We start from the raw sequence: 24,807 nt of genomic DNA on the forward strand, positions 1-24,807 counted from the left end.
CGCCGCCAAGCTGCCCGAGGCGGTGCTGCGAGAGGTGACCGCTCTGGCGCTCGACGCCCAGGTGCTGCCCGGCCATGCCGCCCTCGTCGCCGCGATGGCGCGGCTGGAGGCGGCCTCCGCCGCGTGCCCGAACCCCGACCGGGCCGGGCTGATCGCCGCCTATAATGACGCCTTCGACGCCTGGATGGGCGTCTCCCACCTGCGCTTCGGCCCGGCGGAGACGGAGGGCCGCGCGCTCGCCATCGCCTTCTGGCCCGACGCCAAGGGTTTTGCGCGGCGCTCGATCGACGGGCTGATCGCCGATCAGGACCCGGTGGTGGATGACCGTGAAAAATTCCACCAGGTTTCGGTGGCCGCCCGCGGCCTGATGGCGCTCGACCGGCTGCTGTTCGATGCGGACGCCGCGGATGCGGGGCAGGGCTATCCCTGCCGGCTGGTCGCGGCCATCGGGCATGACCTCACGGGGACCTCCGCGGCGCTCGCCCGCGACTGGGCCGAAGTGCACGCCCCCGACATGCGCCGCGCCGGCACGCCCGAGGCCCGCATCTACCTCGACGCCGAGGAGCCGGTGCGCGACCTCTTCACCGCGCTGCTGACCGGGGCGCGGACCACCATCGACAGCCGCTTCGGCGCGCCGCTGGGAAGCTATGACCGCCCCCGCCCGCAATTGGCGGAGGCGTGGCGGTCGGGCCGCGCCCTGCGCAACGCCGGCCTCTCGGTCGCGGCCCTGCGCCAGCTCGCCGGTTGCTTCGCGCCGGCGCTCCCGGTCGAGGCCGCCTCCGAACTCGACGCCGTCTGGGCCCGTGCGCAGGAGGTGGTCGACCGCGCGCCGGGACCGCTGGTCGAGACGGTGCGCGACCCCCGGACCCGTTTCGCCGTCGAAGCCGCCCAGCAGGCGGTGATCGACGCCCGCGAAAAAACCGAGCGGTTGCTCGCCCCCACGCTGGACCTTTCGACCTCGTTCAACGCCCTGGATGGAGACTGAGCCCATGGCCCCCGCGCTTGACCGTCGCCGTTTTCTCGCCTCCGCTTCTCTCACGCTGGCCACGGCTGCGGTGGCGGGCCCCGGATGGGCGGCGGCGGGGGGGCCGAGCCATATCGGCGCGGCCCGCCTGCCTTCGGGCGATTACGCGCTGATCGGGATCGCGCCGGACGGGGAGGAGGCGTTCCGTCTGCCGCTCCCCGGCCGCGGCCACGCCGCCGCAGCCCATCCGCGCCGCCCGCTGGCGGTGGCCTTCGCGCGGCGGCCGGGGGTGTTCGGCCTGGTGATCGACTGCGCCGAGGGGACTTTGGCCGCCAAGCTGGAAAGCCCCGAGGGCCGGCATTTTTACGGGCATGGGGCGTTTTCAGCGGACGGGCGTTGGCTCTACACCTGCGAGAACGCCTATGACGAGGAGGATGCCGGGCGCATCGGCGTCTGGGACGCGGAGACCTGGACCCGCCTCGACGAAATGCGCTCCGGCGGAATCGGTCCGCATGAGACGCTGCTGGCCGGGCCGGACCTGCTCGCCATCGCCAATGGCGGCATCCGCACCCATCCCGATGCGGGGCGGGCCAAGCTGAACCTCGCGACCATGCGGCCGAACCTCGCCTATCTGTCGCTCAAGACCGGCGAGATCGTCGACATGGCGGAGCCGCCGCAGCATCTGGCCTCGCTCCGTCATATCGCCCGGCGGCCTGACGGGCTGATCGCGGCGGCGATGCAGTGGGAGGGCGAGGTGTCTGAGGCGCCGGCGTTGCTGGCGCTGCACCGGCCGGGACAGGGCGCGTTGCGGCTGGTTCAGGCGCCGGAGGCGGAGCATGCGCGGCTCGCGGGCTATGGCGGCTCGGCGGCGTTTTCCGGCGACGGGGCGCGGGTGGCGGTGACCTCGCCCAGGGGCGGGGCGACGCAGGTGTTCGATGCGGAGACGGGGGCGTTCCTCGAGACGATGGCCCAGGCGGATGTCTGCGGCGCGGCGCCGGCCGGGGCGGGGCTGCTGCTGTCGGACGGGACCGGCGGGCTGCGCTGGGTGGGGGCTGCGGGCGAGACGCTCGCTACGGCCTCGATGCCGGTGAACTGGGACAACCATCTGACCGCCGTCGGCCGCGGGCGCGCCGCCGCCTGATCCCGCGATCCCGGCGGGACGGGCGGGCGCCGCGCCGGACGTCCCGCCGGACGGGCCGGGGCGCCGCGCGGCGGTTGCGGCGTGGCGCGGGCGGGACCGTCTCGCCGCGGAAAGGTCGCGAGACCGCCGGCGAACTTGCGCGTCGTCCCCATCGCGAGACCCCCGCCACTCGCGCCCCGACGCAACCGCCGCGCGGGCGCGCGGGTCCCGCCAGCGAGACCGCGAGGCGCGGCGTCCTTCGTCGGGGGCGGGGCGCGTGCGGAAGGGCGAGGCGCGGCCCTCGCCCGCATGGACCTTCTTGCCGCCCGGGCGCAGGAGAAAGCGTCGCCCTCGCCGTCCTCCCCGCAGGAGCCCCCCGATGCCCATCGCCTACGCGCCCGAAGAACTGGCGGTCATCGCCTTCGCCATGCTCTTCGCGGGCTTCGTGAAAGGCTCCACCGGGCTCGGATACTCAACCACCTGCCTGCCGATCATGGCGCTGGCGCTGGGGCTCAAGGCCTCGCTGCCTCTCGCGCTGGCGCCCTCGCTCGCCTCCAACCTCGCGGTGATGCTGACGGCGGGCCCCATCGCCCCGGCGATCCGGCGGTTCTGGCCGATGCTCTGCCTCGCCCCCGTCGGCGTGCTCTGCGGCGCGGCGCTGCTGGGGCAGGTCGAGGGCGCGACCGCCGGCGCCGCGCTCGGCTGCGCGCTGATCGCCTGGATCGGCTTCGCCGCCGCAAGGCCCCACTGGCGCCTGCCCCCCGCGCTCGAGCGCCCGGCCGCCCCCTTCGTCGGCCTCGTCACCGGCGTCGTCAACGGACTCACCGGCTCCCAGGTCCTGCCGATCACCCCGTTCATGATGTCGCTCGACGTGCCCCGCGGCGCCTTCCTGCACACGCTCAACCTCAGCTTCACGCTGTCGAGCTTGACCATGGCCGCGGCGCTGACCGGCCTTGGCCTGATGACCCGGGACGCCGCCCTCGTCTCGCTTTTCGGCATCGCTCTCGCGATCGCCGGCGTCCGCGCCGGCGGGGCGCTGCGCAAGCGGCTGCCCGAAGCGGCGTTCCGCAACATGGTGCTCGTGGTGCTCGGCCTCGCCGGCGCCGCGCTGATGGTCCGCGGCCTGCGCTGAGCCCGCGCTTGCGCGGAGCGGTGCAGCGTACGATTTCCACATATCTGGAAAATTGGCCGTCTTGTCGAATGATTGTTGACAATCCGTCTCGCTGATCGCCACCCTGCTCCCTAACGAACGCGCCAGGCGCCCCCGCAAACGGGGATCCGCGACCCGGCCGTCAGGGAGGAAGACCGCATGACCGACCCTTCGGGCGTCGCCGAGCTGCGCCTGCGCCGCAGCCTGGCCGAGAAGATGGGCGGCGAGGAGAAGCTCGCCCGCCACATCGCCGCCGGCAAACTTCCGGTGCGCGAGCGCATCGCCCGGCTCTGCGACGAAGGCAGCTTCCGCGAGATCGGCTCGGTGTCCGGCAAGGCCGAATACGACGCCGACGGGAACCTGACGGAGTTCTCCCCCGCCAACTTCATCTTCGGGCGTGCGCGCATCGACGGTCGCCCGGTGGTCGTCGCCGCCGACGATTTCACGGTGCGCGGCGGCGCCGCCGACGCCTCGATCCATGGCAAGGTCGAACAGGCCGAGGCCATGGCCCACACCATGCGCCTGCCGCTGATCCGCCTGATCGACGCCACCGGCGGCTCGGTCAAGACCATCGAGTCGCTGGGCCGCACCTACGTCCCCGCCAACCCGTCCTGGGGCGACCTGATCCGCAACCTCGAGACCGTGCCGGTGGTGGCGCTGGTGCTCGGCTCGGTCGCCGGCATCGCCTCGGCCCGCGCGGTCTCGGCCCATCTGACGGTGATGGTCGAGGGCACGTCGCACATGTTCATCGCCGGCCCCCCGGTGGTCAAACGCACCGGCATCGACATGGGCAAGGAGGAGCTGGGCGGCGCCAAAGTCCACGAAAAGGCCGGCGCCGCCGATCTGGTGGTGAAGTCCGAGGACGAGGCTTTCGCCGCCGCCCGCGCCTTCCTGTCGTTCCTGCCGTCCTCGGTCGGCGAGGCGCCCCCCGTTCGGCCCCTGTCGGACCCCGAGGACCGCACCGACCCCGACCTCGGCGCCATCGTCCCGAGCGACCGGCGCAAAGTCTATCCGACCCGCGAGATCCTGCGCCGCGTCTTCGATGACGGCGAGATCTTCGAGGTCGCCCCCAAATTCGGCCGCGCCACCATCTGCGCGCTGGCCCGGCTCGGCGGGCGCCCCGTCGCCGTCATGGCCTCCGACCCACGCGTCTATGGCGGCGCCTGGGGGGCGGACACCTGCGAAAAAGCCATCCGCTTCCTCGATTTCGCGGAGACGTTCCGTCTGCCGCTGGTGCATTTCGTCGACATCCCGGGCTTCCTCATCGGCCCCGCCGCCGAACAGACCGGCACCATCCGCCACGGCGCCCGGGCGCTCGCCGCCGTCTACCGCGCCTCGATCCCGGTCTGCTCGGTCCTGATCCGAAAATGCTTCGGGGTGGCCGGCGCCGCCCACATGAACCCGGAGGGCTACCGGCACCGTTTTGCGTGGCCCTCGGGCGACTGGGGCTCGATCCCGCTGGAAGGGGGGATCGAGGCGGCCTGGAAGCGCGACCTCGAAGCCGCCCCGGACCGCGAGGCGATGCTGGCCGAGATCACCGCGAGGCTCGACGCGCTCCGCTCCCCCTTCCGCACTGCGGAGGCCTTCGGGGTGGAGGAGATCATCGACCCGGCCGAGACCCGCCCCCTGCTCTGCGACTTCGCCGAACTCGCCTATCGCCGCAACCTGCGCGACGCGCCCCAGGCGCGCTACCGCCCGTGAGGGACATGGCGACCCAAGCGCCGCTCCTGCGTGTGGAGGGGCTCGGCATCGGCTTCGGCGCCCGCCGGGGCCGGGTGGCGCTGCGCATCACCGAGGGGGTGACCTTCGACATCGCGCGGGGCGAGCGGGTCGGCCTCGTCGGCGAAAGCGGCTGCGGCAAGACCATCACGGGGCTCTCGCTGATGCGCCTGCTGCCCGGCAACGCCCGGATCGAAGGGCGGATCCTGCTGGACGGCGAGGACCTCGCCGCCGCCTCCCCGGCCCGGATGAGGAAAGTCCGCGGCAAGCGCATCGCGATGATCTTTCAGGAGCCGATGTCGGCGCTGGACCCCGTCTTCACCATCGGCGCCCAGATCGGCGAGGCGCTTATGCTGCATGAGCCGGTCGGCAAGGCCGAGACCCGCGCCCGGGTCATCGACATGCTGTCGGCGGTGGGGATCCCCGCGCCCGAAAAGCGGGTCGACGAATACCCTCACCAGCTTTCGGGCGGCATGCGCCAGCGGGCGATGATCGCCATGGCATTGATCTGCAAGCCCGAACTGATCATCGCCGACGAGCCGACCACCGCGCTCGACGTCACCATCCAGGCCCAGATCATGGACCTGCTGCGCGAGCTGTCGGAGCGGACCGGCACGGCGCTTCTGTTCATCACCCACGACCTCGGCGTGGTGGCGGAGACCTGCACGCGGATGATCACCATGTATGCGGGCCAGGTGGTCGAGGACGCGGCCGTCGACGACGCGCTGATGAAGCCGCGCCACCCCTACACGTCCGGCCTGCTGCGCTCGCTCCCCCAGTTGAACCGGGCGCGCGGGGAATTCGCCTTCATTCCGGGCCGCGTGCCCTCGCCCGCCGCGATGCCCGCCGGTTGCCGGTTCCGGGCGCGTTGCGGCTATGCCGCGGCCGGCTGCGAGGCCCCGCAGGTCCTCGAACCCGCCGGGGCCGGGCGCCTGGCCCGCTGCCATCGCGCCGACGCGCTGGACCTGCCGGGGGCCGTGGCATGAGCCGGGAGGAGACGCTGACCGCGCCCGTCGTCTCGGTCCGCGGGTTGCGCATCGCGTTTCCGTCCCTCGACGGGCGGGAGACGGTGAAGGCGGTCGACGACATCTCCTTCGACATCGCGCCGGGGGAAACCTTCGGGATCATCGGCGAGAGCGGGTCGGGCAAGACCACCATCGGGCGGGCGCTGGCCGGGCTGCTGCCGCCGACCGGGGGGACGATTCTCTACGACGGCGAGGACCTGCGCCGCATGTCCCGGCGCGACTGGCGCACGCGGCGGCGGCGCTACCAGATCGTGTTCCAGGATCCCAATGCGGCGCTCGACCCGCGCATGACCATCCTGCAATCGCTGATCGAGCCGATGCGCATCGCCGGCGGGCGGTCGGAGCCGGAGATGAAGGCCGAGGCCATGCGGTCGCTGGACCGCGCGGGCCTTCGCGCCGAACTCGCCGACCGTCACCCGCACGAGCTTTCCGGCGGCCAGAAACAGCGGGTCAACATCGCCCGCGTGCTGCCGCTCAACCCCCGCCTGATCGTGTGCGACGAGGTGGTGGCGGCGCTCGACGTGTCGATCCGGGGCGAGATCCTCAACCTCTTCGCGGAGCTGCAACGCGATTTCGGCATCGCCTACGCCTTCATCGCCCATGACCTCGCGATCGTGGCCCAGGTCTCCGACCGCATCGCGGTGACCTATCTGGGCCGGTTCATGGAGCTGGGGCCGGCCGAGGCGGTCACCGAACGCCCGCTCCATCCCTACACCGCGGCGCTGCTGTCGGCCGAGCCGCGCCCCTTGCCCGCGCATCTGCGCGCGCCGCGGCGCATCGAGCTGAAGGGCGAGATCCCCAGCCCGGTCAACCCGCCCAGCGGCTGCCGGTTCCGCACCCGCTGTCCCCACGCGCAGGGGCTCTGCGCGCAACAGGCGCCGGAATGGCGCGAGGTCCGGCCGGGTCATCACGTGGCCTGCCATTTCGCCGGACCCGACGGGCTCGTCGAGCCCGAACCGCAGCAAACGTCGGCGCAGACCGACACGGGAGGAGACCGACCATGACCCATGCCCAGACCCCGCGCCCGACCCTGGCGCAATTGCCGCCGCTTCGCCGCAGACAGGTGCTGGCGGGGCTCGCCGGCGCCACCGCGCTCGCCGCGACCGGGCTGCCGTTTCGCGCGCTCGCGGCGCCCAAGGGCGCGATGCGCATCGCCGCCAACGCCAACCCGTCGAGCCTCGACCCCGCCACCGGCGGCGCGGGCTCGGACCACGTCTTCCTCTACAATTTCTACGACACGCTGGTGGACTGGGATTACGCGACCCTCGCGCCTCTCCCCGGCCTCGCCACGTCGTGGGAGTTCACCGACCCCCAGACCCTCGTGTTCAAATTGCGCGAGGGCGTCACCTTCCATGACGGCTCGCCCTTCGATGCGGACGCCGTGAAATTCAACCTCGACCGCAACCGCACCGCGGAGCTGTCGAACATCAAGAAGGACGTGGCCAACATCGCCGAGGTGGTGGTCGACGGCCCCCATCAGGTCACGCTGAAGCTGTCGGACCCCGACACCGCGCTGCCGCTGATCCTGTCGGACCGCGCCGGCATGATGATCGCGCCGTCGTCCGTCAACGGCGATCCGGAGGGGCGGGCCGACCGCGCCCCCGTCGGCACCGGCCCGTTCAGCTTCGTGTCGTGGACCGATGGCGAGAAGGTCGCCGGCAAGGCCAATCCCGACCATTGGCGCGACGGCATCCCGAAGGTCGAGACCCTCGACATGATGATCATCCCCGACGGCGCCACCGCGCTCCGCTCGGTCCAGTCCGGCCAGGCCGACATCGCCTACCAGATATCCGAGCGGCAGAAGACGCTGATCGAGAAGATGCCCAACCTGCAGCTCGCCTTCGGCCCGACGCTCTATGTCTACCAGCTCTACCTGAACTCGGCCCGCGGGCCGCTTCAGGACGTGCGGGTCCGCAAGGCGATGATGATGGCGATGGACCGCGACGCCTGGGTGCTGGCGACCCAGGCCGGCGTCGGCGAGCCCGCCTACATGAACCTGCCGAAAGCCCATTGGGCCTATTCCGAAGCCGCGGCGAAGCACGTCGCCTACGACCTCGACCGCGCCAAGGCCTACATGAAGGAGGCGGGGGTCGAGAGCGGCATCGAGCTTGATTTCCGCGGCTATCCCGACCAGGCGAGCGTGCAGCGCGCCGAGGTGGTGCTGGAGCAGCTCGGCAAGATCGGCGTGCGCGGCAAGTTCACCAATGGCCCGATCGCCGAGACCTCCGGCCTCTATTTCGGCGCCGAGAAGCAGGGCGATGTGCTGATGTCGGCCTGGACCGGGCGCCCCGATCCGTCGCTGACCTACGCGCTGCTCTATTCCGAAACCTCCTACTACAACGCCGGCCGCGTCGCCCCCCCCGCCGGCTACGCCGAAGCGGTGCAGGCGAGCCGCGCCACCGGCGACCAGGCCAAGCGCGCCGAGGCGCTGGGCACGGCGCAGGAGCTGGCGATGGACGCGGCGATGAACATCCCCCTCTCCATCCGCTACGAGGTCGACGCGCTGTCCACCAAGGTCGAGGGCTACCAGCCCAACCTGCTGGGCAAGCCCAAGTTCCGCGACGCCGGCTTCGTCTGAAGCCGGACGGATAGGGAGACCGAGATGCTGAACCAGGTTCAACGCCGGATGCTGATGCGCCGCGTGCTCCAGGCGATACCGGTGCTGATCCTGGCCACCTTCTCGGTGTTCATGCTGCTCAAGATGCTTCCCGGCGACGTGGCGATCACGCTCGCCGGGGAGAACGCGACCGAGGCGCGGATCGACGAGATCCGCGCGCTTTACGGCCTCGATCGGCCGTTGCTGGTGCAATACGGCGACTGGGTCTGGGGGGCGGTGCAGGGCGATCTCGCGAAGTCGCTGCTGTCGGGGGAGGCGGTGTCGGACACGCTCGCCCGGGTCTTTCCCAACACGCTCTTCATCGTGGCCTACGCGATCATCCTCGCGATCCTCGCCGGCGTGCCGCTGGGCGTGCTGGCCGCGAGCCGGGCGGGCGGCTGGGCCGACAAGCTGGTGATGGTATTCAGTTCGGTCGGCGTGGCGCTGCCGAATTTCTGGCTGGCGATGATCTTCGTGGGGGCCTTCGCGCTGAACCGGCAATGGTTCCCCGCCACCGGCTTCATCCCGCCGTCCGAGGGGTTGGGCGCCGCGATCTGGTCCGCGACGCTTCCCGCCGTGGCGCTGGCCGCGTCGGGCATGGCGGAGGTGGCGCGCCAATTGCGCTCCTCGCTGGTCGAGGTGCTCGGCTCCCAGCATTTCCGCACGCTTCACGCCAAGGGGCTGAGCCCGCGGGCGATCCTGTGGAAGCACGGGCTGCGCAACGTGTCGGTCAACCTGCTGACCGTGATCTCGCTGCTGGTCAACCGCACGCTCGCCGCGACCGTGGTGGTGGAGGTGGTGTTCGCCATCCCCGGCATCGGCGCGACCATCGTCGACGCCACCCTGCGCCGGGATTTCCCGGTGGTGCAGGGGGTTGTGCTGGCGATGGTGGTCACCGTCATCGCCGTCAACCTGATCACCGACATGCTCTACAGCGTGCTGGACCCGAGGATCGCGCAACGATGACCGCCATTCCCGATCCCCACGCGGCCCGCCCCCGGTCCCCCCACGTCCCCGCCGACGCGGACCCCGCACCGCCGCCGCCGCGGCCATTCCTGACGCGCTTCGCCGACTGGGCCGCCGACGACATTCCCGCCGCCATCGCGCTGGTGGTGCTGACGGCGATCATCGCCTGTTCGATCTTCGCGCCCTGGATCGCGCCGCATGACCCGACGCTTCAGGACTACAACATCATCCTGGAACCGCCGAGCCCGGCCTACCTGCTGGGCACCGACGATCTGGGACGCGACGTGTTCTCGCGGCTGATCCACGGGGCCTCGGCCTCGGTCTACGCGGCGTTCCTTTCGGTCGGCGTGGCGGCGATCCTCGGCATCCCCGTCGGGCTGATCGCGGGCTATGCCGGCGGCTGGGTGGACGAATGCGTCAGCCGGATCATCGACACCTTCCTCAGCTTCCCCGCCATCGTGCTCGCCATCGCGGTGACCGGCGTGCTGGGCATCGGGCTGACCAACGCCATGATCGCGGTCGGCATCGTCTTCGCGCCGCAATTGGCCCGGCTGGCGCGGGCGCGGGCGCTGGTGCTGAAGCAGGAGCTCTATGTGGACGCCGCCCGCTGCTTCGGCGCCTCAACCCCGCATATCCTGATCCGCCACGTGCTGCCCAACGCCATCCAGCCGGTGCTGGTGCAGATGACCCTGCTGATGGCCGTGGCCCTGCTGGCCGAGGCGTCGCTGTCGTTCCTCGGCCTCGGCATGCAGCCGCCCGAGCCGTCCTGGGGCTCGATGATCGCGCGCGCCTATCTCTACATCCAGCTCGCGCCCGAACAGATGTGGGCGCCCGGCGTCGCCATCCTCGTCACCGCGCTCAGCTTCAACACCCTGGGCGAGAGCCTCCGCGAGGCGCTCGACCCCACCTCCCGCTAGGAACCCCACCCCATGGACATTTGCACCGACACCGCCGGCCGCGTGATGGAAATTTCAAAGGCCCCCGGCGACCGGGTCGAGGCCGGAGAGACGGTGCTGACCGTCGAGGCGATGAAGATGGAGATCCCCATCGCCGCCGAGACCGCCGGCGTCATCGCCTCCATCGCCGTGACCGTCGACCAGATGGTCGAGGAGGATCAGGCCGTCGCCTCGATGGACGCCGACGAATGACCCCCGAGGCGGTGTTCGAGCGGATGACCGAGCGGGGCGACGCGATGCTCGCCCAGCTCGACCGTTGGGCGGCGGAGACGCCCGACAAGGTGTTCTTGCATTACGGCGAGGATGACGTCCGGCTGACGTTCGCGGAGGTCGCGGCCTATGCCGACCGTCTCGGCGCGGGGTTGGCCGCGCAGGGCATCGGGCCGGGCGACCGGGTGGCGGTGCTCACCCGCAATTCGCTGGTGGCCGCGCTGTCGCTGTTCGGGATCTTCCGGGCGGGGGCGGTCTACGCGCCGATCAACTTCAACCTGACCGGCGCGCTGCTGGCCTACCAGCTGTCGGACGCAGGCCCGGCGCTGCTGATCACCGATTCCGGCTTCTTCGCCGCGCTGACCCCGATCTGGGGCGAGCTGACCGTCCCCGCCGTCGCCCTCCACCACCCGGCGCCCGGCGACCATGACCATGAGGCGGCGCCCGCCCCCGCGCCCGCCGGCTTCCCCGAACCGCTCGACCTCGCGGACCTCGCCGCCCCCGGCCGCCCGGTCCCGCAGATCGCCTCCGGCCCCTTCGACCCGGCGGCGATCATCTACACCTCGGGCACCACCGGGCCCGCGAAAGGCGTGCTGCTCGGCCAGCGCTGGATCAACCAGTATTGCTTCTTCGGCCGGCCGCTCTCCGACGCAGGGGACGCGGTCTATTGCGACCTGCCCATGTATCATGTCGCCGGCGCCTTCTGGCTGCTGGGCGTCGCCACCTGGAACGGGCAGACCATCGGGATCTGGGACAAGTTCTCGCCCGCGAAATTCTGGGACCGGATCGCAGAATGCGGGGCGACGTCGGCCACGCTGCTCGACGTGATGATCCCGCGGCTGATGTCCGCGCCGCCGCGCCCCGACGACCGCGACAACACGCTGGTCCGGGTGCACATGCAGCCGTTCAACGCCAACCACCACGCCTTCTCCCGCCGCTTCGGGATCGACGTGGTCACCGTCGGCTTCGGCCAGACCGAAAGCGGCGCGGTCTTCGCCGGCGTCATCGACGAGTTTCCCGAAGGGCAGGGCACGTCCGCCGCCTTCTGGCGCGGCATGCCCAAGACCGAGGTGCTGGCCGCCGCCCGCGCCCTCGACCGCGTGGTCTTCGACGGGCGCGAGGATCTGCCCAAGGGCCTGATGGGCCGCGTCAACCCGCTCTACGAACTCGGCGTTTTGGATGAGACCGACGCTCCGGTCCCCATCGGTCAGGTCGGCCAGCTCTGCCTGCGCCCCCGCTTCCCGGGGATGATCCTCGAGGGCTACATCAACAAGCCCGAGGCGACGCTGAAGGTGTTGAAAAACTGCTGGTTCCACACCGGCGATGCCGTCCGCTGCGTGGACGAGGCCCGCGGCCTCCATGTCTTCATCGACCGCATGGGCGGCTTCTTCCGGGTTCGCGGCGAGAACGTGTCGTCCTTCGAGGTCGAGACCGCGCTCGCCCGTCACCCCGCCGTCCGCGCCGCCGCCGCGGTGCCGCTGCCGGCGGCCGAGGGCGACGAGGACGACATCGCGGCCTTCGTGGAGCTGGAGGACGGCGCGACCCTGACGGTCGCCGAACTCGCCGCGCATGCCGCCGCCGAAATGCCCAAATACATGCGCCCCCGCCACCTGCGCATTCTCGAGGCGCTGCCGGTCACTCCCACCTCGAAGGTCGAGAAATACAAGCTCCGCGCCGGGCTGCTGGCCGAGCTGGACGCCGAGAAAGCCCCCGCATGACCCTCCAGGATCCCCCCGCCACCGCCGATTTCCTCGCCCGTCATCGCGCCGCCATCGACGCGTCCTGGCCGGAAGGTTTCGCGCGCGAAACCACGTTTCCGCTCGGCCGCATCCCGCTTTCGGACCACCTGCGCCACTGGGCGCGGGAGACGCCCGACGCGACCACGATCATCTTCTACGGGCGCGAGATCACCTGGGCCGAGCTCGACGGCCTCGCCGACCGTTTCGCCGGGCTGCTCGCGGCGCGCGGGATCGGCAAGGGGGACCGGGTCTCGGTGTTCCTGCCCAACTGCCCGCAATTCCACATCGCCTTCTTCGGCATCCTCAAACTCGGCGCCGTGCATTGCCCGGTCTCGCCGCTCTCCACCGCCCACGAACTCGACTACATGCTGACCGATGCCGGCGCCCGCGCGCTGGTGACGCTCGATGCGCTCTGGCCGGTGGTGGAGGCCGCGCCCGCCGCCAGGGGCCTCGCCGTCTGGACCACGGCCCTCTCGGAGATGCTCCCCGAAACCCCGACGATGGAGGTCCCCGCCACCGTCGCCGCCCCCATCGCGCCCAACGGCGGCGAGGCGTTTTTGTCGGCGCTGGAGGCGGCGAGCCCCGAATACGCGCCCGGCGCCTCCTGGGACGGGCTCGCCGCGCTCAACTACACCGGCGGCACCACCGGCATGCCCAAGGGCTGCGAACACAGCCAGGGCGACATGGTGACGACCGCCGCCGCCAATCTCAGCCTCGGCGGCGCGGCGGATGCGGGCGTCTCCGCGTCCTTCTTCCCCGAATTCTGGATCGCGGGGGAGAATGCGGCGCTGCTTTATCCGGTCGTCGCCGGCGCGCCGCTGGTGCTGATGACCCGGTGGGACGCGCTCGGCCTGATGCAGGCGATCGAGCGCTACAAGGTCGCCGCCTTCGCCATGGTCGTCGACGGCGCGCTGGAGATTCTGGCCCATCCGCGCTTCGCCGAATTCGATCTGTCGTCCCTGAAACGGGTCCGCGTGGTCAGCTTCGTGAAGAAGCTGGACCGCGAGATCCGGGCCAAATGGCGCGACGCCGTCGGCACCGTGCTCGCCGAAGCCGCCTGGGGGATGACCGAGACGCATACCTCCAACACCTTCACGCTCGGCATGCAGGACGACGATTTCGACCTGAAGCAGCAGCCGGTCTTCGTCGGCCTCCCCGTCCCCGGCAACGAGTTCACCATCCGCGATTTCGACACGTTCGAGGTGCTGGATTTCGGGGCGGAGGGCGAGATCTGCACCCGCTCCCCCGCCATGCTCAAAGCCTATTGGGGCAAGCCCGAGGCGACGGCCGAGGCGATCCGCGACGGCTGGCTGCGGTCGGGCGACATCGGGGTGATCGATCCGGGCGGACACCTCCACTATCTCGGCCGGCGCAAGGAGATGCTGAAGGTCCGCGGCATGTCCGTCTTTCCGGCCGAGCTGGAGGCGGAGCTTGGAAAGCATCCCGATATCGCCGGTTCCGGCGTCGTGGGGCGCGCCGACGCGCATTCCGGCCAGATCCCCGTCGCCTTCATCCAGCTGCGCGCGGGGGCCGGGATCTCGGCCGCCGACCTGCATGCGTGGCTGGCCGAGCGAGTCGCCAAATACAAGATCCCCGAGATCCGCCTGATCGAGGCCTTGCCGATGACCGCCACCGGCAAGGTGAAGAAAACCGGCCTCGTCGACCTGATCGAACCCGCCGCCTGAAGCGCGTCCGCCCCATATCCTGAGAGCCTGATGACCGTCACCCGACTGCTGATCGCCAACCGGGGCGAAATCGCCGCCCGCATCGCCCGCACCGCCGCCGAGATGGGGGTGGAGACCATCGCCATCCACTCCGCCGACGATGCGGCGAACCTCCATGTCCGCCGCGCCGACCGGGCGGTGGAGATCCCGGGGCAGGGCGCGCGCGCCTATCTGGACGCCGAGGCGGTCGTCGCCGCCGCGGTGGCCGCCGGCGCCGACGCGGTGCATCCGGGCTACGGGTTTCTCTCCGAAAACGTGGATTTCGCGACGCGGGTCGAGGCCGCGGGCCTCGCCTTCGTTGGCCCCACGCCGGCCTCGCTGGCGCTCTTCGGCGACAAGACCGCCGCCAAGCGCCGGGCGGAAGAGCTCGGCGTCCCCATCATCCCCGGCACGGCCGAGGACACCGACCTCGCCGCCGCCACCGCCTTCTTCGATGCGCTGCCCGAAGGGGCGGCGATGATGATCAAGGCGGTCGCCGGGGGCGGCGGGCGCGGCATGCGCGCGGTGGCGGCGCGCGACGAGATCGAAACCGCCTGGACCCGGTGCAAGTCCGAGGCGAAGGCCGCTTTCGGCGACGGCGCGGTCTATGTGGAGCGGTTTCTCCCCGCGGCCCGGCATCTCGAAGTCCAGATCCTCGGCGACGGGCAGGGGGGCGTCGTCCATCTGGCCGAGCGCGAATGCACCCTGCAGCGTCGCAATCAGAAGCTGATCGAGATCGCGCCGTCGCCGTCGCTGTCCCCCGCCGACCGCGACCGCATCACCGGCTGGGCGCTGGAGCTGGCGCGCAGCGGGACCTATCGCAGCCTCGGCACGTTCGAGTTCCTGATGGACGTGGGCGCCGGCGACATCTTCTTCATCGAGGCCAATCCCCGCATCCAGGTCGAGCACACGGTGACGGAGGAGGTGTTCGGCCTTGATCTCGTTCGCCTGCAGATGGGCATCGCCGGCGGAAAAACCCTCGTCGATCTCGGCATTGCGCAGGATACGCTGCCCGCCCCCCGCGGGTTCGCCATCCAGGCGCGGGTGAACATGGAGCGGATGGACGCCAAGGGCGCCGCGCGTCCATCGGGCGGCACGCTCACCGCCTATGAGCCGCCGTCCGGCGCCGGCATCCGCGTCGATGGCTTCGCCTATGCGGGCTACAAGACCTCCGCCGCCTTCGACAGCCTGCTTGCGAAAGTCATCGTGCATTCGCCGCGGCCCGATTTCGGCGCGGCGCTGGCCAAGGCCGACCGGGCGCTGAAGGAATTCCGGATCGAGGGGCTGCAGACCAACCTCCCCTATCTCCGCGCCCTCCTCTCCCATCCGTCCGTGCGCGCCGGCGCCGTCACCACCCGCTTCATCGAGGCCGAGGCGCAAGCCCTTTTCGATGCCGCCGCCGCCCAGTCCCCCGCGCTCTTCTTCGAGCCGGCGGAGACGCAGGCCGGCCCCGAGGCAGCCGCCGCCGCCCTCCCCGAAGGCGCGGTCGCGGTGACGGCGCCGATGCAGTCCACGCTTTTCGCGCTCGACGTCGGCGTCGGCGACGTGGTGCGCGCCGGCCAGCAACTCGCCATTCTCGAGGCGATGAAGATGGAGCACACCATCGCCGCCCCCCATGGCGGGGTGGTCCGCGGGGTCTTCGCGACGCTGGGCGACACCCTGATGGACGGCGCCCCGATCCTCGCCCTGGAACCCATGGAGGGCGAAGCGGCCGAGGCGGCGGCGGAGGCCGAGATCGACCTCGACTACATCCGCCCCGAACTGGAGGAGCTGCGCGCCCGCCTCGCCGCCGGCCTCGACGAGAACCGCCCCAGGGCCGTCGACAAGCGCCGCCGCCTCGGCCACCGGACCGCCCGCGAAAACCTCGGCCAGCTCTGCGATCCGGGCAGCTTCAACGAATATGGCGGGCTGGCGCTGGCCGCGCAGAAGTCGCGGCGGACGCTTGCCGACCTCATCGAAAACACCACCGGCGACGGGATCGTCACCGGCACCGGCTCGATCAACGGCGACCTTTTCGGCCCGGAAAAATCCCGCTGCGCCTTCGCGGTCTACGACTACATGGTGCTCGCCGCGACGCAGGGGCAGCGCAACCACAAGAAGCAGGACCGGCTCTACGACCTCGCCGGCAAATGGAAAATTCCGGTGGTGCTGCTGGCCGAGGGCGGCGGCGGGCGTCCGGGCGACGACCGGATGTCGGTGGCGGGGCTCGACAACAAGTCGTTTTCGCACTTCGCGGCGCTGTCGGGAAAAGTGCCGCTGGTCGGCGTGGTCTCGGGTCGGTGTTTCGCAGGCAATGCGGCGTTGCTGGGCTGCTGCGACGTGATCATCGCGGATGAAAGCGCCAATCTCGGCATGGCCGGGCCTGCGATGATCGAGGGCGGGGGCCTCGGCGTCTACGCCTCCGAGGACATCGGGCCGACCGCGGTGCAGGCCGCCAACGGCGTCGTGGACATCCGTGTGAAGGACGAGGTCGAGGCCTGCGCGGCGGCGAAGAAATACATCTCCTACTTCCAGGGGCCCATCGCCGAGTGGACCGCGAAGGACCAGCGCCTGCTGCGCCGCGCCATCCCCGAAAACCGCCTGCGGGTGCACGAGGTGCGCGACGCGATCGACATTCTGGCGGACGAGGGCTCGGTCCTCGAGCTTCGCCCCGAATTCGGCATCGGCATCGTCACCGCCTTCGTGCGGATCGAGGGCAAACCCTTCGGCCTGATCGCCAACAACACCAGGCATCTCGGCGGCGCCATCGACGGACCCGCCGCGGACAAGGCGAGCCGCTTCATGCAGCTCTGCGACGCCTTCGACATCCCGCTGATCTCCCTCGTCGACACGCCCGGCTTCATGGTCGGGCCGGAGGCGGAGAAGACCGGACTGGTGCGCCATGTCTGCCGGATGTTCGTCACCGGCGCCTCGCTGTCGGTCCCGATCTTCGCGGTGGTGCTGCGCAAGGGCTATGGGCTGGGCGCCATGGCGATGACCGGGGGCGGGTTCCATGACGGGTTCTTCACCGTGGCCTGGCCCACCGGGGAATTCGGCGGCATGGGGCTGGAGGGCGCGGTGCGGCTCGGTTTCAGCAAGGAGCTCGCGGCGGAGACGGACCCGGCGGCGAAGCAGGCGCTCTTCGAAAAGCTGGTCGCGAATTTCTACGAGATCGGCAAGGCGGTCTCCGTCGCCTCGGCGCTGGAGATCGACGCGGTGATCGACCCGGTCGACACCCGCGGCTGGATCCTGCGCGGCCTGGCCGCCGCCCCGCCCCGCAAGACGATGGAGGGCGGACGCCGGCCCTTCGTCGACAGCTGGTGATGGACCGCGCGGCGGCATCCAGGCGGGCGGGGGGCGAGGCGTCGTCCCCCGCCGCCGCGCCTCTCGGCCTCGCCGAACAGATCGCCGATCTCTGCGGCGAGATGATCCTCGACGGCCGCATCCGCGCCGGGGAACGCCTGCCCGAAACGATGATCGTCGAGACGTTCCGGCTGTCGCGCGCCTCGTTCCGCGACGCGCTGCGGGTGCTGGAGCGGCGGGGGCTGGTGGAGGTGGAGCCGAGGCGCGGGGCCCGGGCGCGCGCCGTCCGCCTGCGCGACATCGCCGATCTCTTCGACGTGCGCATCGCGCTCGCCTGCCTCGCCGCCCGGGCCATGGCGGTCACTCCCGACCCGGGCTGGCGCGCCACGCTGGAACGTCGCGTGGCGGAGATGGAGGCCGGGGCCGGCGATCCCGACATCGCCCCCCTGGTCTTCTCGCGCAGCTTCACCCGCGCGGTGCGCAGCGCGGTCAACGGGTCGGGCAACGCGCTTCTGCCGCGGCTGATGGCCGATCTCGACGCGCGCAGCCTGTGGCTGACGCTCTGGCGCACGCCGCTGGACGCGCTCGACGTCCCCACCCGCCGCGCGCGGGCGGCGGGGATGCGCGCGGTGGCCGACGCCATCGACGCCCGCGACCCCGCCCGGGCGGAGGCCGCGATGCGCGAGGTTTTCGAGGCGTCGCGCGATGCGGCGCTGGCGGAACTCCCTCGCGCGGCCCCGGCGCTTTTCGCGCGGGACGGGGGCGAGGGCTAGCCGTGGCGCGCCGAGAAATCACGCATCTCGGCGATCATCAGGTCGAGCTTCGCGTCGAGCCGATCCACCGGCGCATGCACGCCGAGCGCCAGCTGCCGCCCCTGCCGGGTCAGGGGCAGGGGAAAGCTGACGCCCCCCGCGCCTGGGACCAGAACGTTGCGCGACACCGCGTAGCCGTCGCGCCGCGCCTGGGCGATCCGCTCCCACAAGGCTGGCGCATCGACCCGGCCCCCCTCGGGCGCCAGATGCGCGTTCATCCGGCGGATCAGCAGCGCCACTTGCCGGTCCTCCCGCAGGCTCAGCAGCAGCCAGCCGAGGCCCGACTCCGCCAGCAGCCGACGCCCCCCGATCTCGATCCGGTGGCTGCGGGGCAGGGGCGATTGCAGCCCGTAGACATATTGGGTGTGGAGGTCGGACTGGGTGGCGAGGGTCACCGTCTCCGAGGTCAGCGCCGACATCCGCCGCATCTGGCCAAGGATCGGGTCGTCGCCGAACAGCGCCTGCTCCACCCACTCCCCCTGCACCACGATGCGCATGGTGGGGAAATAGCTGCGCGAGAAGCGGTCGTAGTCCAGGTATCCCAGCTCGGTCAGGCTTTTGAGCAGGGCGGCGGCGGAGGACGTGGGGTAGTCGAGCCGCGCCGCGACCTCCTTCAGGCCCATCGGCCTCTGCACGTCGCGAAAACAGTCGAGCACCTCGAACACGCGGCGCGCGGTCTTGATCACCGGCTCCAGAGACGCTTCCTCCACATATGTGAATTTCGCCGGCCCGACTATGCAGCGCCTGACGCTTGTCCGATAGTCCCCCGACAGGCCGCGCCCGCAGAGGCGCGCCGGGAGGAAACGACGGTGGTCCCCAAGCGAGCGCCCGCGCGCCCCTCGCCCGCCTTCCCGCGACCCTCGCCCCCCGGCGAGGCGGCCCCTGCACGCCCCCGCTCCCCTGACACGCCTCCCGAAAGGACCCCGACGATGACCGAGACCCTGCTGCGCGAGATGCGCGACGGCCTGCTGATCCTGACCATGAACCGTCCCGAGCGGCGCAACGCCATGAACCCCGACCTGACCGCGGCCCTGCGCGACGCCACCGCCGCCGCCGCCGAGGATCCTGAGGTCCGCGCCGTGCTGCTGACCGGCGCCGGCGACGCCTTCTGCGTGGGCGGGGACGTGAAGGCGATGAGCGAGGGCTCGACCCGCGCGCGCTCCCTCGGCGAGCGCATCCACGACCTGCGCGACCGGATGAACGCCTCGCGCTATCTGCACGAGATGGCCAAGCCCACCATCGCCGCAATCAACGGCCCCGCCGCCGGCGCCGGGCTGTCGCTGGCGCTGGCCTGCGATCTGCGGGTGTGCGCGTCGACCGCCAAGCTGACCACCGCTTTCGCCAAGGTCGGGCTCTCGGGCGACTATGGCGGGACCTATTTCCTGTCGCAGATCCTCAGCCCCGCCAAGGCGCGCGAGCTTTATCTGCTGTCCCCCGTCCTGACCGGCGAGGAGGCCGCCGCCATCGGCATGGTGACCAAATCCGTCCCCGCCGATCAGGTGATGGCGGAGGCGCTGGCCATGGCCGCCGCGCTCGCCGCCGGACCCACCATCACCCTTGGAAAAATCAAGAGGAACCTGGCGCTCGCCGCCGCCGGGGCCGGGCTGAGCGCCTGTTTCGACAGCGAGGCCCGCAATCATTCCGAATGCGGCTTCACCGAGGATCACAAGGAAGCCGCCGCCGCCTTCGTCGAGAAGCGCCGCCCGGCCTTCACGGGCCGCTGAGATGGGATATCTCAGGCTGCGCCAGATCTGCCTGGCCGCCCCGCATCTCGAGGCCTCGACCCAGCTGCTCCAGTCCCTGCTGGGGCTGGCGGAGTGCCATCGCGACCCGGCGGTGGCGGCCTACGGGCTCGAAAACGTGCTGCTGCCGCTCGGCCCCGACCGCTTCCTGGAGGTGGTGTGCCCCACTCGACCCGGCACGGCGGCGGGGCGGTTCATGGAGGGGACCGGCGGCCTTGGCGGCTACATGCTGATCTTCGACTGCAACGACGCCGAGGCCAGGCGCGACCGGATCACCGGCATGGGGGTCCGGCTCGCGCATCACATCGACCGGGAGAATTTCCAGGGGTTTCAATATCATCCCAAGGATTGCCGGGCGACGTTCCTGGAATTCGACCATTCGGTCGGGGGCGAGGATGTGAACGCCGCCTACTGGCCGGCGGGCGAGCGCTGGCAGGAGCATCTGAAGACCGACGTCACCCGCGCGCTTCTGGGGGTCGAGGTGCTGACCGCCGATCCCGCCGGCCTCGCCGCGCACTGGTCGGCGATCATGGACGTGCCGGCGACCGGGGGCGACGGACGCTTCGTGATCCGGGTCGACCGGCAGGACATCGTGATTCTCGGCGGGCCGGGGCTGGCGCGCGAGCGGCTCGACGCCATGGTGCTCGAGGTCGCGGGCGCCGCCGACATCCTGCACCGCGCCCGCTGCATGGGGCTGGAGGTTCGTCCCGACGCCTTCCTCCTGGGCGGCATGTGGATGAAGCTGGTCGAGGCGGCCTGATCCCCGCCCCTCCGTTCGCGGGGGGGCCGCTCCAAGGGGGGTCCGAGACCCCGGCCCGCTGGCGAGATCGCTCGCGGGCCGCTGGGCTTGGGGGCGAATCGAGCGCGAGGTCGGCTGCCGGCCGCTCCTTTCTGGGCAGGCGATCGCAGGCGGCATGGATCCGTTGCGTCAGGGAGACAGGTTTGTGCGCTGCGGCGAAAGACTGATCCGCGGCGTCAGGCTGCCCCGGCGGGGCGTCCGGGGGGTAGTCTGGGGAATTCCCTTTCATTGCCATGAGCTTGCCCGTGCGCGGGCGGGGGCTCTCGCGCGGCGGCGACGCCGGGCTGAGATGGACGCCGTTTCACAATGATTGACGGAATGAGAATTCACTTTCATCATCAATACCAAGGTCCGCAAATCCCCAGCTTCCCCAGCGCGGACCCTTCGATCCGAGATGATGCCGGCCACGGTTCGCCCGACCGCGCCCGGCGGTTTTAAGCGTGTTTAGCGTTTGCGAATGGGTCGAGTGCGCCAGCGTAGCTTGAATGGCGCATGGGGGGGTGGCGAAACCGGCCGGCGCGGATGCGTCGGCCGCCGCATAGGGGGCGGCGGTCCGGGCGGGCCGCATGGGCCCGTGGCGGGCGCCGCGTTCAGGAGCTTTCCGATGAGCCGCGACGCAGACCCCACCGGTTCCGCACCGCTTGCGGGCGCCGATTTCGCGCTGACCCTCAACGCCGCGGCCGAACGTGACGCGCCCTGGACCCGCATCCAGAACTCGATCCTGTCGGACGCGGGCTTCGACGCCGCCTTCGCCGCGATCTCCGCCTGGCCGGGCTACGCGCCCACCCCCCTGCACGCGCTGCCGGCCCTGGCGGCGGAGGCCGGGGTGGCATCCCTGCACCTGAAGGATGAGAGCGGTCGTTTCGGCCTCGGCTCGTTCAAGGCGCTGGGCGGGGCTTACGCGGTCGCCCGCCTGCTGCAACGCCGGATCGAAGAGGCGCTGGGCCAGCCGGTCCCGATGGCCGAGGTCGCGTCCGGCGCCCATCCCGACATCGCCGCCGGCCTGACGGTGTGCTGCGCCACCGACGGCAATCACGGACGCTCCGTCGCCTGGGGGGCGCGGAGCTTCGCGGCGCGCTGCGTGATCTTCGTGCACGCGACCGTCTCCGACGCCCGCGCCGCCGCCATCGCCGCGCTCGGCGCCGAAGTCCGCCGCTGCGCCGGCAATTACGACGACAGCGTGCGCGAGGCGCAGGCGACGGCGGAGGCCGAGGGCTGGCTCGTGGTCTCCGACACGTCCTATCCCGGCTACATGGACGTGCCCCGCGACGTGATGCAGGGCTACGAGCTGATGGCGGCCGAGGCGTTCGATGCGCTCGACGCGCCGCCCACCCACATCTTCATCCAGACCGGCGTCGGCGGGCTCGCCGCCGCGGTGACCGCCCAGGCCAAGCGGCGCTGGGGGGAGGCGCGGCCGGCGGTGATCCTCGCCGATCCCGACCGGGCCGCCTGCTGGCTGGAGAGTTTTCGCAACGGCCGCCCGACGCCGGTCGGCGGGGCGCTCGACACGCTGATGGCGGGGCTGGCCTGCGGCGAGGTCTCGGCGTTGGCCTGGGCGATCCTGCGCGACCATGCCGACGCCTGCATCGCGCTGCCCGACGCCTCCGCCGTCGCCGTCATGCGCCGACTGGCGCGGCCCGAGGGCGGGGATCCGCCCATCGTCGCCGGCGAAAGCGCGGTGGCCGGCGTCGCCGCGCTTTTCGCCGCCATGGGATCGGCCTCCACCCGCGCCGCCCTGGGATTGGGGCGGACCTCGCGCGTCCTCGCCTTCTCGACCGAGGGCGACACCGACCCCGAGCTCTACAACGTCCTCGTCGGCGCCGACGCCGCCGCGGTGCGGGCGGGCGCGGCATGACGATCGCAGCCCCCGGCCGCCGCTTCGTCGCCGTCCCATTCGGCCCCATCGCGCGCGGCGGGCCCCGCGCCTCGGCCATCGTCCGGATGCTCGGCCCCGGCGGGACGTAGCAGGCGCCGCCGGGCGGCAACACCCGCTGCACCATTTTCACAACGAACGGTCGCGGCCTGTGCCGCCGCCTTCGGCTGCGAGGCCGGGGTCAGTCCGCCGCGCAGACGCCCGACGCCGCGCCGTCCGCCTGCTCCGTCATCAGCAGCGCCACCAGCTCGGTCGCGCCTTCGTGCATGTCGCGCCGGATCGCGGCGCCCAGCGCCTCGGCGTCGCCGGCCGCGATCGCCGCCAGCACCTCGACATGAGGGTGCGGCTCGCGGTGGCAGGGGGGCGCGCAGGCGAAGAGTTCCGCGAAGGCCGACCCGCTGCGCGCCCACATCGTCTCCAGCAGCGTGATCAGCGCCGGCATGGCCGAGTGCCGATAGATGGTGAAGTGAAAGTCGAAATTGGCCTGGCGCGCGGCGGCCCAGTCCCCTTCGGTCCGGGCGCGGGTCACCGCTGCGTGCAGGCGGCGCAGCTCCGGCAGCGCGCTTTCGCGCAGGGCGGGCATCGCGCGGGTTGCAGCCAGCGTCTCCAGCGGCTCGCGCATGTCGCGCAGCTCGAGATATTCGTCCAGCGTCAGCCGGCGCACCCGCATCGAGCGTCGGCGCTCGAACTCCACCAGCCCCTCCTGCGCCAGTCGCTGCAGGGCTTCGCGCACCGGGGTCTCGGAGATCCTGAGCGCCGTGGCGATGTCGCGGGGCTTGAGCCGCTGATGGGGCCGAAGTTCGCCGCGCATCATGGCGTCGCGCAGGCGCAGGTGGACCCGGTCGGCCAGATTGCCGGCGTCGAGCACGGCGTCGCCCATGATCCGAGGCGCGGCCAAGGGGGCGGCCACGGGGACATCTGCGGCGGGAACATCGGCGGCGGGTCGTGGAAGGACCTGGGTCATCTGGCGGATCCCTCGCCTGCGGTCGAAGGCGTGCGTCGTGAGATGACGACGTAAGGTTATTTTATCCGATTCGCCCCCGGCGTCGAGTCCTCGGCGGGTGAGCTGCATCGAAATCTCTGTCGCCTCCGGCTTATTCAAGACAGATAATACGGTTTTACTGTGAATATTACTGAGGATTTCGGCGTGTCGCGGGGCGCGGCCCGCGTTGCGGTATCGTTAATGCTTTGCTTGCAGGATGCGCACCCGGGAACGCGGGCTGCGACGGGTCGGAAGACGGGTCGGAACGAGAGCGTCGATGAACCTCGAAGCGGACGACATCGCCGAAATCCGGGCGGGCTGGAGCCGGATCGCCCGGAAGCGCGACCTCGCGGCGGGGCTGTTCTACGGCCGGCTGTTCCAGCTGTCCCCGCAGGCGCAGGCGCTGTTCAACGGGGATATGGCCGCGCAGGGGCGCAAGCTGATCCAGATGCTCGATCACGTGATCACCCATCTCGACGCGCCGGAGCATCTGGGGCCGGAGGCGGAGGCGCTCGCGCAACGTCACGTGGCCTACGGCGTGCGGCAGGTCGATTACGCCGATGTCGGACAAGCGCTGATCTGGATGCTGGAACAGGTGCAAGGCAAGGCGTTCTCGCCCGCGCAACGCCACGCCTGGGCGCGGGCCTATGCGGCGTTGGCGCAGGTGATGATCGCCGCGGCCTATCCCGACCTGCGCGCGCGGCTGCCGGCGGCGGGCGATTGAGCTTGGGGGAAACCTCGTCTCCACGCGAAAAAAGCCGCGCCGCACACCAAACTCTAACCTCCTTCGGCCTTTGCTGCGCCGATGATTCCCATCGGCCAGCAGGCGAGGTCACGGATGTCGGAGGACGAGTCCCTGCTGCTCGCCCTGGCGCAGCTCGAACGGCGCCGCACCCGGGAAGCGGCGGCGCTGCGCGAGGCCAACGCCCTTCTGGCAGGGCTGGAGCGGATGACCACGGCCGACGGTCCGGCGGAAGGGCTGGCGGCCCTGCTCGACGCGCTGCGCGCGGCGCTTGGCTGCGACGTGGCCGCGGTGCTGACGCCCGAAGGCGGGGACCTGGTCTTCGCCCATGCGGCCGGCGCGCCCCTGCTGGGCTGGCTGCCGCGCGCCGCGGCCGCGCTGAGCCCCGGCCCGCTCCGCTGCGACGATCAGATCGGAAGAGCGTCGT

Annotated in this window: 21 protein-coding genes; 19 read left to right on the top strand and 2 right to left on the bottom strand. The window is 71.3% G+C overall.

Annotation, left to right across the window (positions count from 1 at the left end):
* The 14 genes from ACTB72_RS10545 to ACTB72_RS10610 all read left to right on the top strand — a co-directional run.
* Positions 1–985 (top strand): imelysin family protein (locus tag ACTB72_RS10545; RefSeq protein WP_463036955.1); only part of this gene is annotated, 985 nt, incomplete at its 5' end.
* Positions 986–989: 4 nt separating this feature from the next.
* Positions 990–2,105, top strand: a complete 1,116-nt coding sequence (locus ACTB72_RS10550) for a DUF1513 domain-containing protein (protein ID WP_463036956.1) — start codon at positions 990–992, stop codon at positions 2,103–2,105.
* Between the two features lie 358 nt (positions 2,106–2,463).
* Entirely contained in the window at positions 2,464–3,216 is a 753-nt protein-coding gene (locus tag ACTB72_RS10555) for a sulfite exporter TauE/SafE family protein (RefSeq protein WP_463036957.1), read from the top strand.
* Positions 3,217–3,393: 177 nt separating this feature from the next.
* Positions 3,394–4,935 (top strand): acyl-CoA carboxylase subunit beta, encoded by a 1,542-nt coding sequence (locus ACTB72_RS10560; RefSeq protein ID WP_463036958.1) that lies wholly within the window; start codon positions 3,394–3,396, stop codon positions 4,933–4,935.
* A gap of 5 nt (positions 4,936–4,940) precedes the next feature.
* A complete protein-coding gene (locus tag ACTB72_RS10565; RefSeq protein ID WP_463036959.1) occupies positions 4,941–5,939 on the top strand; it encodes an ABC transporter ATP-binding protein in 999 nt (332 codons plus the stop codon).
* Positions 5,936–6,982, top strand: coding sequence for an ABC transporter ATP-binding protein (locus ACTB72_RS10570; RefSeq protein ID WP_463036960.1), 1,047 nt, complete (start codon positions 5,936–5,938; stop codon positions 6,980–6,982). Before ACTB72_RS10565 ends, ACTB72_RS10570 begins: the two co-directional genes overlap by 4 nt.
* The gene (locus ACTB72_RS10575) at positions 6,979–8,556 is read left to right on the top strand and encodes an ABC transporter substrate-binding protein (protein WP_463036961.1); all 1,578 of its coding nucleotides are present in this window, start codon (positions 6,979–6,981) and stop codon (positions 8,554–8,556) included. Before ACTB72_RS10570 ends, ACTB72_RS10575 begins: the two co-directional genes overlap by 4 nt.
* A 24-nt stretch (positions 8,557–8,580) precedes the next feature.
* Complete coding sequence (locus tag ACTB72_RS10580; RefSeq protein ID WP_463036962.1) at positions 8,581–9,540, top strand: ABC transporter permease; 960 nt, start codon at positions 8,581–8,583, stop codon at positions 9,538–9,540.
* The gene (locus ACTB72_RS10585; RefSeq protein ID WP_463036963.1) at positions 9,537–10,457 is read left to right on the top strand and encodes an ABC transporter permease; all 921 of its coding nucleotides are present in this window, start codon (positions 9,537–9,539) and stop codon (positions 10,455–10,457) included. The genes ACTB72_RS10580 and ACTB72_RS10585 overlap by 4 nt, the downstream gene beginning before the upstream one ends.
* Positions 10,458–10,469: 12 nt before the next feature.
* Positions 10,470–10,688, top strand: coding sequence for an acyl-CoA carboxylase biotin carboxyl carrier protein subunit (locus ACTB72_RS10590; RefSeq protein WP_463036964.1), 219 nt, complete (start codon positions 10,470–10,472; stop codon positions 10,686–10,688).
* Positions 10,685–12,424 carry an AMP-binding protein gene (locus ACTB72_RS10595; protein WP_463036965.1) on the top strand — a complete coding sequence of 580 codons (1,740 nt, stop codon included), beginning with the start codon at positions 10,685–10,687 and terminating at the stop codon, positions 12,422–12,424. The genes ACTB72_RS10590 and ACTB72_RS10595 overlap by 4 nt, the downstream gene beginning before the upstream one ends.
* Entirely contained in the window at positions 12,421–14,130 is a 1,710-nt protein-coding gene (locus tag ACTB72_RS10600) for an AMP-binding protein (protein WP_463036966.1), read from the top strand. The genes ACTB72_RS10595 and ACTB72_RS10600 overlap by 4 nt, the downstream gene beginning before the upstream one ends.
* A gap of 30 nt (positions 14,131–14,160) precedes the next feature.
* Complete coding sequence (locus ACTB72_RS10605) at positions 14,161–17,451, top strand: acetyl-CoA carboxylase family protein (RefSeq protein ID WP_463036967.1); 3,291 nt, start codon at positions 14,161–14,163, stop codon at positions 17,449–17,451.
* Positions 17,451–18,203, top strand: a complete 753-nt coding sequence (locus ACTB72_RS10610; protein WP_463036968.1) for a GntR family transcriptional regulator — start codon at positions 17,451–17,453, stop codon at positions 18,201–18,203. Before ACTB72_RS10605 ends, ACTB72_RS10610 begins: the two co-directional genes overlap by 1 nt.
* Here the strand turns inward: ACTB72_RS10610 and ACTB72_RS10615 are convergent.
* Complete coding sequence (locus ACTB72_RS10615; RefSeq protein ID WP_463036969.1) at positions 18,200–18,952, bottom strand: IclR family transcriptional regulator; 753 nt, start codon at positions 18,950–18,952, stop codon at positions 18,200–18,202. The genes ACTB72_RS10610 and ACTB72_RS10615 overlap by 4 nt on opposite strands.
* Before the next feature lie 219 nt (positions 18,953–19,171).
* Between ACTB72_RS10615 and ACTB72_RS10620 the strand changes: the two genes are divergently transcribed.
* The 3 genes from ACTB72_RS10620 (at position 19,172) to ACTB72_RS10630 (ending at position 22,638) form a co-directional block, all read left to right on the top strand.
* On the top strand, positions 19,172–19,966 hold the full coding sequence (locus ACTB72_RS10620; protein ID WP_463036970.1) for an enoyl-CoA hydratase: 795 nt from the start codon (positions 19,172–19,174) through the stop codon (positions 19,964–19,966).
* Position 19,967: 1 nt separating this feature from the next.
* A complete protein-coding gene (locus ACTB72_RS10625) occupies positions 19,968–20,744 on the top strand; it encodes a VOC family protein (protein WP_463036971.1) in 777 nt (258 codons plus the stop codon).
* A 643-nt stretch (positions 20,745–21,387) separates the two neighbouring features.
* Complete coding sequence (locus ACTB72_RS10630) at positions 21,388–22,638, top strand: diaminopropionate ammonia-lyase (protein ID WP_463036972.1); 1,251 nt, start codon at positions 21,388–21,390, stop codon at positions 22,636–22,638.
* Positions 22,639–22,837: 199 nt separating this feature from the next.
* On the opposite strand, the gene ACTB72_RS10635 is transcribed toward ACTB72_RS10630, so the two are convergent.
* A complete protein-coding gene (locus tag ACTB72_RS10635; RefSeq protein ID WP_463036973.1) occupies positions 22,838–23,620 on the bottom strand; it encodes a GntR family transcriptional regulator in 783 nt (260 codons plus the stop codon).
* A 295-nt stretch (positions 23,621–23,915) separates the two neighbouring features.
* Here ACTB72_RS10635 and ACTB72_RS10640 point away from each other — a divergent pair, with 295 nt between their 5' ends.
* On the top strand, positions 23,916–24,362 hold the full coding sequence (locus ACTB72_RS10640; RefSeq protein ID WP_463036974.1) for a globin domain-containing protein: 447 nt from the start codon (positions 23,916–23,918) through the stop codon (positions 24,360–24,362).
* 114 nt (positions 24,363–24,476) lie between these two features.
* On the top strand, positions 24,477–24,807 hold a 331-nt coding region (locus ACTB72_RS10645; protein ID WP_463036975.1), incomplete at its 3' end, for a hypothetical protein.

It is taken from the genome of Albimonas sp., from assembly GCF_055129145.1.

Coding starts and splice junctions, on each gene's coding strand:
- ACTB72_RS10550 (WP_463036956.1), top strand. CDS start 990: ATGGCCCCCGCGCTTGACCGTCGCCGTTTTCTCGCCTCCGCTTCTCTC.
- ACTB72_RS10555 (WP_463036957.1), top strand. CDS start 2,464: ATGCCCATCGCCTACGCGCCCGAAGAACTGGCGGTCATCGCCTTCGCC.
- ACTB72_RS10560 (WP_463036958.1), top strand. CDS start 3,394: ATGACCGACCCTTCGGGCGTCGCCGAGCTGCGCCTGCGCCGCAGCCTG.
- ACTB72_RS10565 (WP_463036959.1), top strand. CDS start 4,941: ATGGCGACCCAAGCGCCGCTCCTGCGTGTGGAGGGGCTCGGCATCGGC.
- ACTB72_RS10570 (WP_463036960.1), top strand. CDS start 5,936: ATGAGCCGGGAGGAGACGCTGACCGCGCCCGTCGTCTCGGTCCGCGGG.
- ACTB72_RS10575 (WP_463036961.1), top strand. CDS start 6,979: ATGACCCATGCCCAGACCCCGCGCCCGACCCTGGCGCAATTGCCGCCG.
- ACTB72_RS10580 (WP_463036962.1), top strand. CDS start 8,581: ATGCTGAACCAGGTTCAACGCCGGATGCTGATGCGCCGCGTGCTCCAG.
- ACTB72_RS10585 (WP_463036963.1), top strand. CDS start 9,537: ATGACCGCCATTCCCGATCCCCACGCGGCCCGCCCCCGGTCCCCCCAC.
- ACTB72_RS10590 (WP_463036964.1), top strand. CDS start 10,470: ATGGACATTTGCACCGACACCGCCGGCCGCGTGATGGAAATTTCAAAG.
- ACTB72_RS10595 (WP_463036965.1), top strand. CDS start 10,685: ATGACCCCCGAGGCGGTGTTCGAGCGGATGACCGAGCGGGGCGACGCG.
- ACTB72_RS10600 (WP_463036966.1), top strand. CDS start 12,421: ATGACCCTCCAGGATCCCCCCGCCACCGCCGATTTCCTCGCCCGTCAT.
- ACTB72_RS10605 (WP_463036967.1), top strand. CDS start 14,161: ATGACCGTCACCCGACTGCTGATCGCCAACCGGGGCGAAATCGCCGCC.
- ACTB72_RS10610 (WP_463036968.1), top strand. CDS start 17,451: ATGGACCGCGCGGCGGCATCCAGGCGGGCGGGGGGCGAGGCGTCGTCC.
- ACTB72_RS10620 (WP_463036970.1), top strand. CDS start 19,172: ATGACCGAGACCCTGCTGCGCGAGATGCGCGACGGCCTGCTGATCCTG.
- ACTB72_RS10625 (WP_463036971.1), top strand. CDS start 19,968: ATGGGATATCTCAGGCTGCGCCAGATCTGCCTGGCCGCCCCGCATCTC.
- ACTB72_RS10630 (WP_463036972.1), top strand. CDS start 21,388: ATGAGCCGCGACGCAGACCCCACCGGTTCCGCACCGCTTGCGGGCGCC.
- ACTB72_RS10635 (WP_463036973.1), bottom strand. CDS start 23,620: ATGACCCAGGTCCTTCCACGACCCGCCGCCGATGTTCCCGCCGCAGAT.
- ACTB72_RS10640 (WP_463036974.1), top strand. CDS start 23,916: ATGAACCTCGAAGCGGACGACATCGCCGAAATCCGGGCGGGCTGGAGC.